Origin of the sequence: Caproiciproducens galactitolivorans (genome assembly GCF_029266045.1) — a bacterium.
GTDB lineage: Bacteria > Bacillota > Clostridia > Oscillospirales > Acutalibacteraceae > Caproiciproducens > Caproiciproducens galactitolivorans.
Window position 1 is genome coordinate 24666 of the sequence record NZ_JAJUFJ010000010.1, and the last position, 15833, is coordinate 40498.

The 15833-nt window shown below is 48.2% G+C and carries 15 protein-coding genes; 8 read left to right on the forward strand and 7 right to left on the reverse strand.

Annotation, left to right across the window (positions count from 1 at the left end; translation table 11 throughout):
- Positions 1-503: 503 nt before the first annotated feature.
- The gene (locus tag P9B68_RS08280; RefSeq protein WP_277668835.1) at positions 504-740 is read right to left on the reverse strand and encodes a hypothetical protein; all 237 of its coding nucleotides are present in this window, start codon (positions 738-740) and stop codon (positions 504-506) included.
- Between the two features lie 113 nt (positions 741-853).
- On the opposite strand from P9B68_RS08280, the gene P9B68_RS08285 reads away from it, so the two are divergent.
- The 3 genes from P9B68_RS08285 to P9B68_RS08295 all read left to right on the forward strand — a co-directional run bounded on the left by P9B68_RS08285 (position 854) and on the right by P9B68_RS08295 (position 3604).
- A complete protein-coding gene (locus P9B68_RS08285; protein WP_135656634.1) occupies positions 854-2350 on the forward strand; it encodes a recombinase family protein in 1497 nt (498 codons plus the stop codon).
- A gap of 209 nt (positions 2351-2559) precedes the next feature.
- Positions 2560-2793 carry a hypothetical protein gene (locus P9B68_RS08290; protein ID WP_135656631.1) on the forward strand — a complete coding sequence of 78 codons (234 nt, stop codon included), beginning with the start codon at positions 2560-2562 and terminating at the stop codon, positions 2791-2793.
- A 211-nt stretch (positions 2794-3004) separates the two neighbouring features.
- Positions 3005-3604: a hypothetical protein gene (locus P9B68_RS08295; protein ID WP_243112890.1), complete on the forward strand. Its 600-nt coding sequence runs from the start codon at positions 3005-3007 to the stop codon at positions 3602-3604.
- Between the two features lie 63 nt (positions 3605-3667).
- Here the strand turns inward: P9B68_RS08295 and P9B68_RS08300 are convergent, their stop codons facing one another.
- The 3 genes from P9B68_RS08300 to P9B68_RS08310 all read right to left on the reverse strand — a co-directional run bounded on the left by P9B68_RS08300 (position 3668) and on the right by P9B68_RS08310 (position 7890).
- Positions 3668-5998, reverse strand: a complete 2331-nt coding sequence (locus P9B68_RS08300) for an ATP-dependent helicase (RefSeq protein WP_135656626.1) — start codon at positions 5996-5998, stop codon at positions 3668-3670.
- A gap of 239 nt (positions 5999-6237) precedes the next feature.
- Positions 6238-7479 carry a sodium ion-translocating decarboxylase subunit beta gene (locus P9B68_RS08305; protein ID WP_135656624.1) on the reverse strand — a complete coding sequence of 414 codons (1242 nt, stop codon included), beginning with the start codon at positions 7477-7479 and terminating at the stop codon, positions 6238-6240.
- Between the two features lie 45 nt (positions 7480-7524).
- A complete protein-coding gene (locus P9B68_RS08310) occupies positions 7525-7890 on the reverse strand; it encodes an OadG family protein (RefSeq protein WP_277668836.1) in 366 nt (121 codons plus the stop codon).
- 164 nt (positions 7891-8054) lie between these two features.
- Between P9B68_RS08310 and P9B68_RS08315 the strand changes: the two genes are divergently transcribed.
- From P9B68_RS08315 to asnB, 3 genes are all read left to right on the forward strand, one after another.
- Positions 8055-8912 carry an AraC family transcriptional regulator gene (locus P9B68_RS08315; protein ID WP_135656620.1) on the forward strand — a complete coding sequence of 286 codons (858 nt, stop codon included), beginning with the start codon at positions 8055-8057 and terminating at the stop codon, positions 8910-8912.
- Positions 8909-9493: a DUF1836 domain-containing protein gene (locus P9B68_RS08320; RefSeq protein WP_277668837.1), complete on the forward strand. Its 585-nt coding sequence runs from the start codon at positions 8909-8911 to the stop codon at positions 9491-9493. Before P9B68_RS08315 ends, P9B68_RS08320 begins: the two co-directional genes overlap by 4 nt.
- Positions 9494-9618: 125 nt before the next feature.
- Positions 9619-11472, forward strand: a complete 1854-nt coding sequence (asnB, locus tag P9B68_RS08325; RefSeq protein ID WP_277668838.1) for an asparagine synthase (glutamine-hydrolyzing) — start codon at positions 9619-9621, stop codon at positions 11470-11472.
- A gap of 96 nt (positions 11473-11568) precedes the next feature.
- On the opposite strand, the gene nrdR is transcribed toward asnB, so the two are convergent.
- The gene (gene nrdR / locus P9B68_RS08330; RefSeq protein WP_135656614.1) at positions 11569-12027 is read right to left on the reverse strand and encodes a transcriptional regulator NrdR; all 459 of its coding nucleotides are present in this window, start codon (positions 12025-12027) and stop codon (positions 11569-11571) included.
- Between the two features lie 132 nt (positions 12028-12159).
- Positions 12160-12960, reverse strand: a complete 801-nt coding sequence (locus P9B68_RS08335) for a sugar phosphate isomerase/epimerase family protein (protein ID WP_277668839.1) — start codon at positions 12958-12960, stop codon at positions 12160-12162.
- Between the two features lie 113 nt (positions 12961-13073).
- Here P9B68_RS08335 and P9B68_RS08340 point away from each other — a divergent pair, with 113 nt between their 5' ends.
- Together P9B68_RS08340 and P9B68_RS08345 are read left to right on the forward strand one after the other, a co-directional pair.
- Complete coding sequence (locus tag P9B68_RS08340; protein ID WP_277668840.1) at positions 13074-13529, forward strand: hypothetical protein; 456 nt, start codon at positions 13074-13076, stop codon at positions 13527-13529.
- Positions 13530-13605: 76 nt separating this feature from the next.
- Complete coding sequence (locus P9B68_RS08345; RefSeq protein WP_135656610.1) at positions 13606-15504, forward strand: ABC-F family ATP-binding cassette domain-containing protein; 1899 nt, start codon at positions 13606-13608, stop codon at positions 15502-15504.
- Positions 15505-15538: 34 nt separating this feature from the next.
- Here P9B68_RS08345 and P9B68_RS08350 read toward each other — a convergent pair whose 3' ends face one another.
- On the reverse strand, positions 15539-15778 hold the full coding sequence (locus P9B68_RS08350; protein WP_135656608.1) for an HPr family phosphocarrier protein: 240 nt from the start codon (positions 15776-15778) through the stop codon (positions 15539-15541).
- Between the last annotated feature and the right edge of the window lie 55 nt (positions 15779-15833).

Here is a 15833-nt window from a genome sequence, read left to right on the forward strand (position 1 = left end):
CTACCATAAAATGGTATAGAGAATCAAGCTTCAACAACTGTAATAAAGGAGGATATTCTATGGATGGAAACTGCTCGGAAAGCAATGCAAATGTGCAAAACAACGGAACTTTCAATGAAGCTGTATGCATAGACGGGTTACGGGTTTATGATTCATGCAGCGAACTGCATTGATCAAGATGGAAACAGCCGAAAGAGCGCGAAAGCATTTTGAACTTCCTGCATAGCGGGACGAAATATAAAAAGGACGAAACCGTAAACGGCTCCGTCCTTTTTACTGTCTGTCCGCAGCATACGCCACAGTCCATACAGTCATTTTTCTGCGCATCGCACAATACATTTTATAGTGCCCTCAAGGGATTTCCTGCTTATTATTTTGTGAACCGTGCCAGCCGCCGGAATAGGTATTCATCAAGCTGCCGCTCAACATTGCGATTGAAAGCGCGCTTATATGCCGAACAGAATTTCCGGCAGATCCGGTTCTGGAAACCGCTCTTACACTTTTTACACGGCATGTCGATCATTTTCTTCTCCCCCTTCCGGAACAGCACCGGCGGATGCTTCGTCTACCCCAGCTGTATGTAAGCTGTTCCAGTCAATCGTTGTTTTTATTTGGCAGCCGGTCGCTTCTCCGCAAATCCATTTGGCAGCGCATCGCAAATCCTCCAGATTCTGCTTTACTTCCGCCGCCGTTCCCGGGCGTAAATGAATCGTAATGTCCGGATTTCCTGCGTCACGCACGATGACCACCTCTCTATAGAATATGATCGCCCTATTTGCCGTATGCTTCATTTATTTTCTTTTAAGGGAATATTCCAATCGAAATCTGCAAATGAACAAAGCGGGTGATTAGGATGGATATAGCTATTTATCTGCGCAAAAGCCGCGCGGAAGAACTCAATAATTCCATTGGCGAAACGCTGCAAAGGCACAAGGAAACGCTTTTGGAATTTTCCAAAAAAAACCATCTAAATATAAAAAGGATTTACGAGGAGGTGGTATCCGGCGAATCGCTTTACGCGCGTCCCCAAATGCTGAAACTGCTGTCCGATGTAGAAAAAGGAAGCTATGACGGCATCCTTTGCATGGATATTGACCGCCTGAGCCGCGGCACGATGAGCGATCAGGGTATCATTCTGGAAACATTAAAAAATGCAAACACCAAAATCATTACGCCCAACAAAACCTATGACTTAAATATTGAAACAGACGAAACCTTCTCCGAATTTGAAACCTTTATGGCCCGTCAGGAGCTGAAAGCCATCAAACGGCGCCTGCAGCGTGGAATCCAAAAATCGATTGAAGACGGGTGCTACATTGCGAACGCCCCGTACGGTTACAGCAAAACGACGGTCAATAAGCGCCCCACCCTTGCCATAAAGGAAGAGGAGGCTCGGTTCGTACGGCTGATTTTCGAAATGTATGTACAAAAAGGCTGGGGATGCCAAAAAATTGCGGATACGATTTGCCTGATGGGTGCAAAGCCGCGACGGTCAGACCGCTTCGGGCGGACCTCCATTATGAAAATCATCCATAACCCGGTCTATATCGGGCTGATTGCCTGGAACAGGAAGACGCAGATCCGGAAAGGGGCAAGGGGCAATGCAAAGCAAATCACGATTTACAATCCAAAGGAAAAGTGGACGGTCGTAAAAGGGATCCATCCCCCTATTATCGACAAGGAGCTGTTCGAACAGGCGCAGAAGCTTTCCGCCGGGCGGAACCATCCGCCTTCCAATACGGGCATCATCCAAAATTCCCTTGCCGGCTTGGTTTACTGTGCGAATTGCGGGACCGTCATGCAGCGACAGGTAGTCCGCGGCCGCCCCTATCTGCTTTGCCAAAAACCCGGCTGTATGCCGTCTTCCGCTCTCCTGCCCGTTGAGGATGCGATTGTGCGCACGCTGAAAGAAACCTATCAACAAGTAATGGTGACATTGGAAAAGGCGCCGCAGCCCGCCGGAAAGAGCCGGATTTCCCAAAAAGCATGCGAATCGGAAATCCGCACGACGGAATACCAGATTGGGCGGCTGCACGATTTGCTGGAGCGGGGGATCTATGATGAAAACACCTATTACTCCCGGCTTTTCCTTTTGGAAGAGAAAAAGAAGAAGCTTGCAGAAACCTTGCGCGCGCTTCTTGGCGATTCTCATGAAAACGAGGAAAAAATCGCAAAATCGGAAGCTTCCATTTGGGAGTTGTACGATTCGGCCACACCGCAGGGCAAAAACATGCTGTTAAAAGCTTTTATCGACCGGATCGTTTATAAAAAGGAAAAAGGGGCCAAACCCTTCCAATTTACTCTGGACCTGTATCTGCGGCCTTTCGAATCGTTTCCAAACGCTTTCTAAATTTGATATTTTCTTCTGATTCACTTCATTATTTTCTAAATATACATAAAATTTTGTTCAAATCGTTTTTATTATTTGTTTATATATCCTATTTTTCCACATAACCGAAAATCACATAAATTACGACTTTTTTCGCTATTGCAATTTTACAGGATATCTCGTAAAATACAAACTGTTGTGTAAAAAAAATTTGAAAGGATGTTTTAAAAATGCAGAAGATTCACATTAATGCGAATTCCTTATTGGAGAGAGTAAGGGAAATTCAAAAGGATGGTATGGGGCTGATCGAGCTTTGCATCATAGCGGAACAGACAGACGGCAAATACACGAACCCTGCATTCCTCCATTTTACCGGTATCTCGACAAAAGGGGAATACAAGGACTATGAAAGCATTGATGAGCTCCCGCTCGCACAGCACTTGAACGTCAGTATGCCGGCTTAGAACAGGGCTTCTTATCTGATACATAAACCCACACCGGGTAAGATAAATCTATATTTTTGAAATACAGGAAAGCTTCCATCCCGTTCCCCCTTCTGATAAAGACTGCCTTGAAGATTTAAGGGTTTATTTCCCACCGGATAAGCACGATCTGATTGAACACGCGACCAATGTCCGGCTGAGAAGCGCTGAAGTCATTACGGTGTTCCTCGACTTGGAGCCGGTACCATTTAACAGGGGCTTTTATTCGGTAGATATGACCTTTTTCTTCAACATTTGTGTGGACGTATTTTGTCCGCTGGCCACAAGTCCCTGCATTGTAAATGGTGTGTCCATATTCAGCAAAAGGGTCATTCTGTACGGCAGCGAGGGCAACGTAAAGATGTTCAGCTCCGATTGCACACAAGAGGACTTAATCGTACAAAACTCCAGGTGCGGAGATGTACTTCCCAAAGCAACCTGCCAGGTTGCGGAACCGATTTGCCTTTCGGCCCGCATCTGCGACTGCCAGTCACATTGCAACGAAGCCTGTTGCCAAATTCCAGATTGCATCTGCAGGCAGTTCGGCGGCCAGCTTGATTTTTCATCAAATCGTTCCGTTTACGTAACAATCGGTATTTTCACAATCGTTCAAATTGTCAGAAATGTTCAAATGTTAATCCCAGCTTATGACTTCTGCATCCCGGAAAAAGAATGTGTCACTTCATCGGACGATCCGTGCGATATGTTCCGCCGCATCGAATTTCCGACCGAGGAATTTTTCCCGCCCAAGGTCAGCGATTGCGGCTGCAATAGTGATCGCCCCCGCAGATAAAAAGAAGCAAACGTGCACAGAAAACAAATGAAGCCCGTCTGAATTCAGACGGGCTTCACATTTTTATGGCTGCTCTCTTTGCAGGCGGGCAAAATTCGCCATAAGCTTCTTTGTTCCCACTTTGTCAAAGGCAATTTCCAAAAGGGTGTCGTTCCCCATCGGCGTAGCGGACAGTACCATTCCTTTCCCGAAAGTCTTATGGAAAACGCAGTCCCCCGCTTTAAACTGAACAGCAGGGGGGGCGCTGTGAAAGAAACCGGAAGGGCCGAAATTGCGCGCAGCTTCGGTTGTAATCGCCCTCGCCTCAAACGCGGAGGTCGGCAGCCGGGTCCCCGGCTGCGGCTTTTTCCATTCCCTTGTACGGGTGCGATTAAGCAGTTCCTCCGGAATTTCCTCTATGAAACGGGAAGGTTTATTCCGGGAAGTGCTCCCGAAAATCATACGGCTTTCGGCGTTAACCAGGAAAAGTTCTTCCTTGGCACGGGTAATCGCCACATAAGCAAGGCGGCGTTCCTCTTCAATCTCCACCGGATTGTAAATGGCCTGCATTCCGGGGAAGATGCCGTCTTCAAAGCCCGGCAGAAACACAACCGGGAACTCCAGGCCTTTTGCGGAATGAACCGTCATCATAACCACGCTGTCGGAGCTTTCGTCGAAATTGTCAATATCGGTAATGAGGGATACCTCTTCCAGGAAGCCCTCCAAGGAAGCTTCCTCCCCGTTTTCTTCTTCATATTTGATCAGGTTGGAAGCAAGCTCGTTAATATTGTCGATACGATCCTGCACATCGCCGTTTTCCGATGTGTAGAGGCTTGCGATATAATCTGTTTTATCAAGAATCAAACGATACAGTTCATTCAGGCTGGTATTTTCATCGTTTAAAGCATCGATTAGCTCCTGTATGATCGATGCAAACTGGAGCAGCTTCGGTGCTGATCGCTTCAAAGGTTCGTACTGGTCCGCGTGCCGGATAACGTCAAAAAGGCTTTCCCCCCTTGCAGCGGCGATTTCCGTTGCCTGCGCCACCGTTTTATCCCCGATGGAACGTTTCGGCTGATTGATAATCCGGCGCAAACGGATCTCATCATTCGGATTGTTAATCACGCTTAAATAGGCGATCATGTCCCTGATTTCTTTGCGCTCGTAGAAGCGCTGCCCGCCGATAATCCGATAGGGAATTCCGGATTTCACAAAGATTTTTTCAAGGATGTTGGACTGGGAATTCATGCGGTATAAAATCGCGAAGTCGGAATATTTCCGGCCGTCCGCCACGCCGGACAAGATCGTTCTGGCCAGAAAATCGGCCTCGTCTTGTTCGCTGTAAGCGGTATGTACACTAATTTTTTCGCCTGTTTTGTTATTAGTCCACAAGGTTTTCCCCTTGCGCTGAAAGTTGTTTTCGATTACCGCATTGGCGGCGTTTAGGATATTTTTTGTGGAACGGTAATTCTGCTCCAAGCGGATGACCTTTGTGTTCGGAAAAGTACTTTCAAAGCTTAGGATATTTTCAATGGTTGCGCCCCGGAATTTATAAATGCTCTGGTCATCGTCGCCGACCACACAAAGGTTCCCGCTTTTTTGTGCCAGCAGTTTTACAAACAAATACTGCGCATGGTTGGTATCCTGATATTCATCGACCATGATATAGCGGAATTTATTCTGATAATAATCCAGAACATCCGGGTTATTCTGCAGCAGAAGCACCGCGTTGCAGATCAGGTCGTCAAAATCCATCGCGTCGGCTTCACGGAGCCTTGCCTGATAAAGCTTGTACGCCTTAGCGATCAAAACCAACCGGTTGTCATTGCCGGCCTGCTTCATAAATTCCTCCGGCAGAACCATGTTGTCCTTCGCATGCGATATGGCGGACAGAATGGATTTGCAGGAAAGGAGCTTGTCGTCGATCCCCAGCGCCTTCTGGCACTCCTTCATCATGCGGCGCGAATCGTCCGTATCGTAGATGGTGAAATGGCTGGAATACCCCAGCCTGTCTCCGTCCCGGCGAAGCATGCGTGCACAGGTGGAATGGAAGGTGGACGCCCAGATATCATTCCCATCCTCGCCAAGCATATTAACCAGCCGGTTTTTCAGTTCTCCCGCCGCTTTATTGGTAAAGGTAATCGCCAAAATCTGCCATGGACGGCAGGCGCCTACCGACAGCCTGTCTACCAACTGCTGCGGCAGGGGAATGTCATGGTCAAGGTATTCCTTGATGGAATTTTGTTCCTCGTCGGACAAATCGCCTGGAACCGTCTGGCTGCTGAATGCATTTCCGTATTTTATAATATTGGCGATACGGTTTACCAGCACCGTCGTTTTTCCGCTTCCGGCGCCGGCCAAAATCAGCAGCGGACCGTTTACATGAAGCACCGCTTCACGTTGCCTGTCGTTCATTTTGCAAAATTCTTTATTCAGAACTTGTTGCCGCAGTTCAAAGATTTGGCTCGTAGATAGATTGCTCATGTGTACACCTGAAATTCTTTCGGACAGTCAACCATCCGTTATTCGTATGATATGCTTATCATTGTACAATATTTTCAACGCAATAGCAAATGAAATGAAAGCCAGCGGCCGATGAAACAAAGAATACCCGCACGAAACGTGCGGGTATTTCTCCAAATTAATTATTTTCCTTATCCCAATATGCTGATTAAAACACCGGCGGCTACTGCAGACCCGATTACTCCGGATACATTCGGCCCCATCGCATGCATCAAAAGGAAGTTGCCGGGATTTTCCTCCTGGCCCACCTTTTGCGAGACACGCGCCGCCATTGGAACGGCTGAAACACCTGCCGAGCCAATCAGCGGATTCACCTTTCCATGGGAAGCCCAACACATCAGTTTGCCGAAAAGGACACCTCCGGCGGTGCCGAAAGAAAACGCCAGAAGACCTAGGATGATAATTTGGATTGTCTTCAAAGACAGGAATACGGAACCGGTCGCCGTAGCGCCGACGGTAACGCCAAGGAATATGGTAATAATATTCATCAGTTCATTCTGCGCCGTGTTGGAAATACGCCCCACAACACCGCTTTCACGGAAGAGATTTCCCAACATCAGCATCCCGACCAGCGGACAGGCGTCCGGCAGAATGAGTGAAACAATTACTGTTACAATAATTGGGAACAGAATCCGTTCCAGCTTGGAAACCGGGCGAAGCTGTTCCATTACGATGCTTCGCTCTTTCTTGGTCGTCAAAGCTTTCATGATCGGCGGCTGGATAATTGGCACCAATGCCATGTAAGAATACGCCGCGACAGCGATGGGCCCCAACAGTTCCGGCGCAAGCTTTGAGGTTACAAAAATCGCGGTCGGACCGTCCGCTCCGCCGATAATGCCAATCGCGCCGGCCTGTTTGCCGGTAAAACCGAGAAATACAGCGCCGATAAAGGTAGTAAAGATACCAAGCTGCGCTGCCGCGCCAAGCAAAAAGCTCTTCGGGTTTGCAATCAGCGGACCGAAGTCGGTCATTGCGCCAATTCCAAGAAAGATCAACGGCGGATAGATTCCAAGCTTAACGCCCTGATATAAATAATAAAACAGCCCGCCCACCTGAGGAATCTGATAGTATTGCTGATTCCCCATCGTTACAATCGCATAATTTGCCGTTGCACCGCCATGGGCAGCCTGATAATCGCTGACGAGTTGCAGCGTGGTCTGCGGTGCAGCCATAATTGCGGGGTAAAGATTAACAAGCAACATACCAAACGCAATAGGAAGTAGTAAAAGGGGCTCAAATTGTTTTTTAATAGCCAGATAAATCAGGATTCCGGAAATCACAATCATAACATAATTTCGCCAATCATTTGTAGCGAAACCGGAAGTCCTGAAAATTCCTTCAATCGAATGTATAAATTCATCCCAAATAACCATATCGAAACCAGCTCCTTCCAAGTCTTTCCTGCCGCCGGGCAGGTATTAAAACGGACGGGTATTCTCCAATAGCCCGGCTATTCTCCACAACGAACGTCCCGGCTGCGCCGCGCGGCGGATACTCTTTATTTTTCCGGCGGACGAACCGTACACCGCATATACGGCAGCGGCAATCGCCGCGGCCGTTTCTTCCGGGATACCGGCTTCAACAGACGGAACCGGTGCAGAAGCCCTTTGAACGGTTGATACGGATTTCGGAACCGGATCTGTCTTTGCATTCGGCTGAATGTTCTTAATAACCGCACTATATCCTTTAATAATATACGTAAGGAATATCAGCATAACAAAAACGATAACCAGGCCGGTTAGTAAAACAATCATCGAAAGCTGTACTTTTTGATCCAAACTCAAGTGTATTCCTCCATTCTCATAATCAGATAATTTTTTTCATTTTACAATCATTATACATGATGGAAAAATTTATTTCAATTCTTTTTGGCGCTCTTTTTATTGCATAAGCTTTTGATGCGAATTATAATGAAATTATATATATTCAGGCAGGAGGCTTCTAAAGGATGACAAATGACGAATTCAGGCGCTCTTTTCGCGTTCCGTTTCACAACAGTCTGGGTTTGGCCGTATACAGTTGCGGCGTTCAACGCTGCGGCGCCTGCCATTCGTGGGGACCCGCCGTGCGCGACCATTACCTGATCCACTACGTCGTTTCAGGAAAGGGAACATTTTGCTGCGGCGGCACCGAATACCACCTTACCGCTGGCGACGGCTTTCTGGTGGTTCCTTCAAAGGTCGTATATTACGCCGCGGACCGCGAAGACCCGTGGGAATACTGCTGGGTCGGCTTCAACGGAAGCGACGCGAAAAGGCTGATGGGGCAAACCGGCCTGCTGGAGCGCAGCCCGGTGTTTCACTATGACAATGATTCGCTTTTTGAGGATCTGCTGACAAAGGTCTGCAACGCCTCCGGTCCGAAGCCAAGCGATGAAGCGCGCATGGAGTCCGGCCTGTTGATCTTTCTGGCCGCGCTGATGGATCAGTTCGGAACGCCGACACAGCAGCATCCGAGCGGCTTTGAGTACGTGCAGAAAGCAATAAAATTCATCGAGTACAACTATTCCAGCGATATTGGAATCACCGACATCGCCGCCAGCGTCGGAATCAGCCGCAGCCATCTGTACCGGCTGTTTATGCAGCATATCTCCATGCCGCCGAACGAATACCTTATGCGTTACCGTATCAATAAGGCATGTGAGCTGTTGGAAACCAGCAGCCTGTCCGTTGGCGAAGTGGCTTATTCGGCAGGATTTTCCGATCAATTGTACTTTTCACGGGTATTTAAAAAATATATGAACACTCCGCCAAGCCGTTACACCGGGTATGAGCGGGCAGAAAAAGTAAAGGAGAATAGAAAATGAGCGAAGCTGTCGACCGTATTGCAAAATGGGCTGAGCAAATAGAAAAATACAGCGCGGTGGAATGGGACAGGCTCCCCGAAATATATCTGTATATGGATCAGGTCCTTACCTACATGAATAAACAGATCGGCGTGTTTGAGCGCAGCGAAAACACAAGCCCCCTGACTTCCAGCATGATCAACAATTATGTAAAGGACGGCATCCTTCCCCGGCCCGAGCAAAAGAAATATTCCCGCGAGCATCTGGCGCTGCTGTTAGTCATCTGTATGCTGAAACAGGTTCTTTCAATCCAAGATATTTCTTTCCTTCTGAAAACACTTCTGGAAAACACAGGTAAAAAGGAAATGTACGGACAATTCTGCAACGCGCACTCCGCAGCATTGAAGGAAGTCTGCGAACGCGTTGCGCAAACCGCCGGGCAGGGGGACGCCGAGCTGACGAAGCTCGCCATCGAACTGTCCATTGAAGCGACCGCCCGCCGCACCGTGTCCGAAAGGATTCTAAGCGAGCTTTCGACTGCCGAGGAAAAGGCAAGAAAGGAACGGGAAGAAAAGGAAAAAGGCGGAAAAAAAGAAAAATAAAATAAGGTATTTACAGGGCCGCCCGGCAAAAGGGCGGTCCTGTTTATCTATAATCAAATTTCCCTTATGAACCATAATAGCAATTCCGCATATTATAAAGAAGCAAACGAAAGAGAGGGATTGCTATGTGTGGAATTGCAGGATTCTGCGACTACAATGATGACCTGAGTGAAGAATCTTATTTCTGGGGCTCCCTTGCAAAGCGGATGGGAAACCGCCTGAAACACCGCGGTCCGGATGACAGCGGAATCCACGTGTCGGCGCACGCGGCATTTGCCCACACACGACTTGCCGTTGTCGATATACTGGGCGGAAAACAGCCGATGACTGCCGTTTCGGACGGCTTCCGCTATACCATTGTTTACAACGGGGAACTGTATAACAGCAAGGAACTGCGCGATGAACTGACCGCCCTTGGGCACACATTTGAAACCAAAAGCGACACGGAAATCTTGCTGAAATGCTATATCCAATTCGGATTTACCTGTGCGGAAAAACTAAACGGGATCTTTGCTTTCGCGGTTGACGACGAACGGCGGCAATGCTGCTATTTATGCCGGGACCGTTTCGGGGTGAAACCGCTGTTCTACGCAATCGAAAACGACCGGCTGGTATTTGCCTCGGAAATCAAGGCGCTGTTTGAATACCCTGGCATCAATCCCGTAATTGACCGGCAGGGGCTTTGCGAAATTTTCGGCCTGGGGCCCGCCAGGACCGCGGGCATCGGGGTTTTCCGGAATGTCATGGAAATCAAACCCGGTTACTGCGCCGTATATGATAAATTCGGGCTGGAAACGGTTCCTTACTTTGAACTGAAAAGCTATGAACATCCCGACAGCTACGAGGACAGCGTCAAGAAAGTAAAATATCTGGTGGAAGACGCCGTAACAAGACAATTGATATCCGATGTTCCGCTTTGTACATTTTTATCCGGAGGGCTGGATTCCAGCATCATTACCGCCATTGCTGCACGGAATTACCAGGCCTTGGGAAAAGTGCTTTCTACTTATTCCTTTGATTTTACCGGCAATGAAAAATACTTCAAACCGACTGCGTTCCAGCCGGGCGCCGACCGTCCGTGGGTGGAAAAAATGGTGGAAACCTTCCAAACCGACCACCATTTTTTGGAGTGCAATAACGTTACGCTTGCCGATAAACTGTACGATTCGGTCATTGCGAAGGATCTGCCCGGAATGGCGGATGTGGACTCTTCCCTTCTGTATTTCTGCAGCCTGGTAAAAAAGAAGCATGTCGTCGGCCTAAGTGGCGAGTGCGCGGATGAAATCTTCGGGGGATACCCCTGGTTCCATAAGGAAGAGGCGTTCGAGGGGCACTGCTTCCCATGGTCCCCCGATTTATCGCTCCGCTCCGGCCTGCTGCTGCCGGAAATCGCGGACGCCCTGCATATGGACGATTATGTCAATATGCGGTACGAGGAATCCATTGCAGCCGTTCCAAAGCTGGAAGGGGAAAGCGCCCTCGAAAGACGCCGCAGGGAAATCTCCTATTTAAACATTCGCTGGTTCATGTCTACGCTTCTGGACCGAAAGGATCGCGCCAGCATGGCAAGCGGACTGGAGGTTCGTGTCCCCTATGCCGACCATCGAATTGTCCAGTATGTGTTCAACACGCCATGGGAATATAAAAACCACAACGGCGTCGTGAAAAGCTTACTGCGCGACGCGGCAAAAGACTGGCTACCCGAAGATGTTCTGGAGCGCAGGAAAAGCCCTTACCCGAAAACACACAACCCTGCTTACGAGCTGCTTGTAAAACAAAGGCTGGCCGCTGTGCTTTCCGACGAGGGCGAACCGATCCATCAGTTGATTGATAAGACGGCCGCCGCACAGCTGCTTGGGCAAAAATCTGATTACGGAAAGCCGTGGTTCGGACAGCTGATGGCCGGTCCGCAATTGATGGCATATTTACTGCAAATCAATTTCTGGCTGAAAAAGTATGAAATTGTGATTAAACTATAAGGATTTATTCCCCGCGCAGCCGCCCGGCTTTTCCGGCGAACAGATCATTTTGATAAAGACGAAAACATACCCCCGGCAAGCCGAGGGTATGTTTTATCAGGATTTATTTTTTATCATCCTGTTTAACTCTTCCATAAAGGTATTGATATCCTTAAATTCGCGGTAAACGGAAGCAAAACGGACATATGCCACTTCGTCGATGTCCTTCAATTTCTCCATCGCATATTTCCCGATTAAACTAGAAGGAACCTCCCGATCCAGCGAATTTTGAAGCATATTCTCAATTTCATCGACAATGCGTTCCAGCATATCAATGGAAACCGGCCTTTTTTCGCACGCGCGCAGCAAACCGTTTAGAAGTTTGTTGCGGTCAAAAGTTTCCCGCGATTTATCTTTTTTGATCACCACAATGGGTACCGTTTCAATAACTTCATAGGTAGTAAAGCGTTTGGAACATTTTAAGCATTCTCTTCGCCGACGGATTCTCTCCCCTTCATCGGTCGGGCGCGAGTCAATAACCTTTGACTCGTCATGTCCGCAGTAAGGGCACCGCATTGTAGGATCACCTCTAACAATCTTGTATTTTGTGTAATTATACCATATTTTATAATTCGGTTTCAAGCATTTAATGAAACATTATCGGAATTCTCAAAAACTGCGGAAGCCATTCGTTTTTCCTTCTAATTTCTATATGCAATTGTCATAGCCGATCAGGGATTCCACAACCCTTTTCGCATAGACAAGCTCCTGCAATTTGTCAAAATCGCGCCGGTAAACCTCAATAATCAAATCCCCCGAGTAACCATGCTCCAACATGATGCGTTTCAGCGCATCAAAATCCATGGTGCCGCTCCCCGGCAACAGGCAGTCATGCCCCGGCTTATTGTCATTGATGTGAACATGGACCAGCCTTTCGCCCATCGCGGCGCACATTTCATATGGGTCTTCCCCTCCCCGCACCGCCTGTTTTACATCAAGGACAAACGCACATTCATCCCCGAGATAGTTCCGCATTCTTCGAATAAAATCCGGATCGTCGCTTCGGAAAAGGTTCACATTTTCCTGTGCCACCGTTACGCCGAAGGATTTTCCCAATTCAAACAGCCTGGCGTAGTGCTCAAAATATTCATTTTCAGTAATCCGGCTTCGCTTATCATTGCGCTGGCCATGAAGAACGAGAATACTTGCTTCCAAAAGGTTCGCAGCATGAAAATAGTGTTTATAAAACTCAAGACCGTCACAAAAGCGGCGCTCATAGTCTGAAAACAATAAAAAGCTTTCGAATCCGGAGGTAAACGGATGGATGGATTTCACACAGCTACCGCTTTCTTCCGTCATCTGTTTTAGTGTCCGGAGATAATCCGGCTTTAATTCGCTGCTGGTATTTATAAACACCTCAAAGATGTGGAATTCAAACTCAATTAGCGTCGAAAGGGCCTGTTCCAAGTGCATGGGGTAAAGACAGGCTGTGGAAATGCCGGAACGCATAGAAAAATCACCTCAAATGAATTATATCCCGAGGAAAAGGAAAAGTCCAGTTTAAACACGCGGCGGCGGGAAACGATAACAGCAGACGCTAAAACACGATGGGGGAGAACAATATGCAAAGGAAAAAGACGGATGAAAACGCTTCCTTGCTCAACCATATCTATCATACGGCGCAGCTGAGGCTGGATGCGGTTCAGATGCTTCTTCCCCAGGTCCGGGACGAGCCGCCGCTTCGCCGCCAGGCGGAACATCAGAAGGAAGACTACCTTTTCATCGCCGAAAAAACAAAGCAAATGCTGCGTGACAGCGGAAGGATACCCGATTCGGGACGATTACTGAAAAAAGCGGTTTCGCTCGGTTCCCTGCGGATGAATACGTTCGCAAATAAAAAGCCGGCGCATATTGCAAAAGTAATGATCACCGCCACCGAAGCCGGGATTTCCGATATGACAAAGAACCTGAACCTTTTCGACGGCGCTGAAATTCAAACAAAAAAACTGGCGGAAGAATATATCCTAAGCGAGCAAAAAAACATTGACGCGCTAAGGCTGCATACGTGGCATGCTTGATTTCATCGGGTTATTTCATTATAATATGTGAGCGGGGCCCGTATGCTCCGCACTTTACATATAAAGAGGTAAAATTATGGGTTTGCTAAACGCAAGCAATTTAAATAAATCCTTTGGCACCAACGTGATTTTCAGCGGCATTTCCTTTGAAGTACAGGAAAACGACCGGATCGGGCTTGTGGGCATAAACGGTTCGGGGAAAACAACCCTGCTGAAACTGCTCACCGGCGAGCTGCAGCCGGACGCGGGGGACATTTTCAAGGCGAATTCGACCGTGCTCGGCTATATGGAGCAGCACGTCTGCCGCGACCTTGACCGCAGCGCCTACAATGAAGTTTTAACCGTCTTTTCCGATTTGCTTCAAATGGAAAAAGAGCTTGAAGAAATAAACCTCCGCCTGCAGACAAAGCCGAAAGACCTTGACCAGCTTATTGAAAGGCAAGCCATGCTAAACGACCGCTTTGTCGCCATGGGCGGCCTTACCTGCCGCAGCAGGGCACGCTCGGCATTACTGGGGCTGGGGTTTGACGACGAGCAGATGGGCATGCCGATTGGCGTATTAAGCGGCGGGCAAAAAGCAAAGCTGCAGCTTGCAAAAATGCTCCTGTGCGGCGCGAACCTTCTGCTGTTGGACGAACCTACCAACCATCTGGATATCTCATCCGTAGAATGGCTGGAAGACTTTCTTCGCTCCTACTCCGGAGCCTATCTTGTGATTTCCCACGACCGTTATTTTCTGGATAAAATCACCAACCGTACATTTGAAATGGAAAAACGAAGGCTTACCGTTTATAAGGGAAACTACACTGCTTATCTTGCGCAGAAAGAAGAGAATCATTTAGCGGCGCAGCGGAAATACGACAATACACAGAAGGAAATCAAACGGATTGAGGGAATTGTCGCGCAGCAGCGCCAGTGGAATAAGGAAAAGAACATTAAAACAGCCGAGAACAAGCTGAAAATGATCGAACGGCTGGGGAAAACGCTAGAAAAGCCCGACGACAATCCGGAAAGCATCCATTTTGATTTCGACATCAGCCAACGCGGCGGAAACGATGTTCTGACCGTGGAAAACCTTGCGTTAAGCTTTGACGGCAAACACTTATTTAAAGATGTAAACCTTCATATTCGCCGACGCGAAAGGGTATTCCTGATCGGCCCGAACGGCTGCGGGAAAACCTCCCTGTTAAAAACCATTCTAGGGATTTATCCCCCCGAAGCGGGAGAGTTCCGTTTCGGCGCAGGAATCGACATAGGCTATTACGACCAGATTCAGGCGGGCCTTCATCCGGAGAAAACCGTAATCGATGAAATCTGGGATTCCTACCCCCGCATGACGCAGACGGAAATCCGGAACGCGCTCGCCGTATTCTTATTTAAAGGCGACGACGTGTTCAAGCCGGTTTCCGCCTTAAGCGGCGGCGAGCGGGCCAGGGTGCTGCTGCTGCGGCTGATGCTCTCCCGCAACAATTTCCTGCTGCTCGACGAACCGACAAACCACCTAGATATCGGATCCTGCGAAGCGCTGGAAGCCGCGCTGCAAAGCTACGAGGGCACGCTTTTGATTGTGTCCCACGACCGGTATCTCATCAATAAAATCGCGGACCGCATCTATTATCTGGACGAAAACGGGACGCAGGAATTTATCGGCAACTATGACGAATACCTGAAGGCAAGCCGGCAAAAAACAATCGAAGAAGCGGAAAGCCCCGATGTTAAACCGAACGAATACAAGCTACAAAAGGAACGCAACGCGGTTATTCGTAAGGAAAAGGCGGAAATGCGGCGCTATGAAGCGCGGATTGGCGAAATCGAGAAGGAAATCAGCGAACTGGAACAGGAATTGTTAAAGCCAGAAATTGCGAGCGATTATCAGGCCGCGATGGAAATTACGGAAAAGATCAGCGCATTAACGCAAGAAAACGATGAATTCTATAAGCAATGGAGCATTCTCGCGCAAAAGTATGAAGAATAAAAAAGGGCCCGGCGTGTTCGCCGGGCTTGGGGATTCATTTTTTTGCTACAGGTTTGAACTGCTCAAGTTGGGCAATAAATTCTTTTCCTTCTTCGCTCGGGACCTCGATGGTCACCGGTTTGGAAAGATCCATGCTGAAAACGCCCATAATGGATTTGGCATCGATCTTATATTTATCTGTAGTAAGGTTTATCGGAAAGGAATAGCTGTTTGTCAATGTAACAAATTTCTTTACAGCCTCAATGCTTGACAATACGATAGAAGTTGTGTACATCAGAGTCCCTCCATATACAAAATTCATATCCCATGATATAGCACTACGGCATTTT

Bases quoted from the DNA above. Each gene is read 5' to 3' on its own strand.
- P9B68_RS08305 (WP_135656624.1), bottom strand. From the start codon at position 7,479: ATGGTTATTTGGGATGAATTTATACATTCGATTGAAGGAATTTTCAGG.
- P9B68_RS08300 (WP_135656626.1), bottom strand. From the start codon at position 5,998: ATGAACGACAGGCAACGTGAAGCGGTGCTTCATGTAAACGGTCCGCTG.
- nrdR (WP_135656614.1), bottom strand. From the start codon at position 12,027: ATGCGGTGCCCTTACTGCGGACATGACGAGTCAAAGGTTATTGACTCG.
- P9B68_RS08290 (WP_135656631.1), top strand. From the start codon at position 2,560: ATGCAGAAGATTCACATTAATGCGAATTCCTTATTGGAGAGAGTAAGG.
- P9B68_RS08320 (WP_277668837.1), top strand. From the start codon at position 8,909: ATGAGCGAAGCTGTCGACCGTATTGCAAAATGGGCTGAGCAAATAGAA.
- P9B68_RS08285 (WP_135656634.1), top strand. From the start codon at position 854: ATGGATATAGCTATTTATCTGCGCAAAAGCCGCGCGGAAGAACTCAAT.
- P9B68_RS08340 (WP_277668840.1), top strand. From the start codon at position 13,074: ATGCAAAGGAAAAAGACGGATGAAAACGCTTCCTTGCTCAACCATATC.
- P9B68_RS08335 (WP_277668839.1), bottom strand. From the start codon at position 12,960: ATGCGTTCCGGCATTTCCACAGCCTGTCTTTACCCCATGCACTTGGAA.
- P9B68_RS08315 (WP_135656620.1), top strand. From the start codon at position 8,055: ATGACAAATGACGAATTCAGGCGCTCTTTTCGCGTTCCGTTTCACAAC.
- P9B68_RS08345 (WP_135656610.1), top strand. From the start codon at position 13,606: ATGGGTTTGCTAAACGCAAGCAATTTAAATAAATCCTTTGGCACCAAC.
- asnB (WP_277668838.1), top strand. From the start codon at position 9,619: ATGTGTGGAATTGCAGGATTCTGCGACTACAATGATGACCTGAGTGAA.
- P9B68_RS08350 (WP_135656608.1), bottom strand. From the start codon at position 15,778: ATGTACACAACTTCTATCGTATTGTCAAGCATTGAGGCTGTAAAGAAA.